The following is a 1,223-nucleotide window of genomic DNA, read 5'->3' as shown; positions in this document are numbered from 1 at the left end:
AGCTATTCAGATTGCTTTTATATTTTATCTACCTCAAACCATCCTTTCCCTAAAAGGTTTGATGTCTTTAGGAGACATTGCTCAGACTCGCAATGGATTCGATGTTATACCAGGTGATAATTCTATTTTTATGTTAGTAGAAGGGGTTCTCACACTGGTCTATTTATTTTTATTTATCTGTGCTTACGTTTTCAACGTTCGTGATGCACAGCAGTGTACTGGCTGTGAATTGACTATTCGTGAACAGATCAAAGCTATTTATGATGATAAATTCGCCTTTATTGTTTTGTCACCTGCGTTTATGGCGAGCGTTGCTTTTATCATCATGCCTATTGTCATAACGGTACTGGTTTCATTTACGAACTACTCGGCTCCAAATCATATTCCTCCGAAAAATCTAGTGGATTGGGTTGGATTAAAAAATTTCTTTACGCTTTTTGAATTAAAAATTTGGTCAGGTACATTTTCTGGGATTGCTTTGTGGACCATTGAGTGGGCAGTAGCAGCAACAGTATTGACTTGTGGATTTGGATTTATTCTCGCATTAGCCCTCGATAATAGTAATATCAGATGGAAAAAAATATGGCGAGTCATATTCATTTTACCTTATGCAATCCCTGCATTTGTAACGTTACTGATTTTTCGCCTTTTATTAAATGGGATAGGACCAGTTAATGCTTTTCTCAATCATTGGGGGATTGACTCTATCGCATTTCTGTCCGATCCAGTTATCGCTAAAATCACTGTTATTGCTGTTAGCGTTTGGGTTGGGGCTCCATACTTTATGTTGCTTATTTCCGGAGCGCTTACAAATATACCCCAGGATATTTATGAGGCTAGTGAAGTTGATGGTGCCAATAAATTCCAGCAGTTTTTTGAGATTACTCTACCGATGGTATTACATCAAGTTGCACCATCCCTAGTGATGACATTCTCTCTTAATTTTAATAATTTCGGTGCGATTTTTCTCTTAACGGAAGGAGGGCCGATAAATCCTGAGTATAGATTTGCAGGACACACAGACATATTAATAACTTGGATTTATAAGTTAACATTAGATTTTCAGCAATACCAAATAGCATCTGTTATTTCTATTATAATTTTTATATTTCTATCACTGATTTCTATTTGGCAGTTCCGTCGAATGAAGTCCTTCAAAGATGATGTGGGGATGTAATGATGAGCAGCTTAGTGAGAAAAATTTCCACATCGCTAGTGTATTT

General features: G+C 36.6%; 1 protein-coding gene. It reads left to right on the top strand.

Annotation, left to right across the window (positions count from 1 at the left end; genetic code table 11):
- Positions 1–1,177: carbohydrate ABC transporter permease (locus BZG82_RS16000; protein WP_108743001.1), on the top strand; the 1,177-nt coding region annotated here is incomplete at its 5' end.
- Positions 1,178–1,223 lie beyond the last annotated feature (46 nt).

This window comes from Salinivibrio sp. PR5 (assembly GCF_001996085.1).
GTDB lineage: Bacteria > Pseudomonadota > Gammaproteobacteria > Enterobacterales > Vibrionaceae > Salinivibrio > Salinivibrio proteolyticus.
The sequence above is the reverse complement of the archived record's forward strand: the minus strand, read 5'-3'. Positions and strand labels throughout refer to the sequence as shown.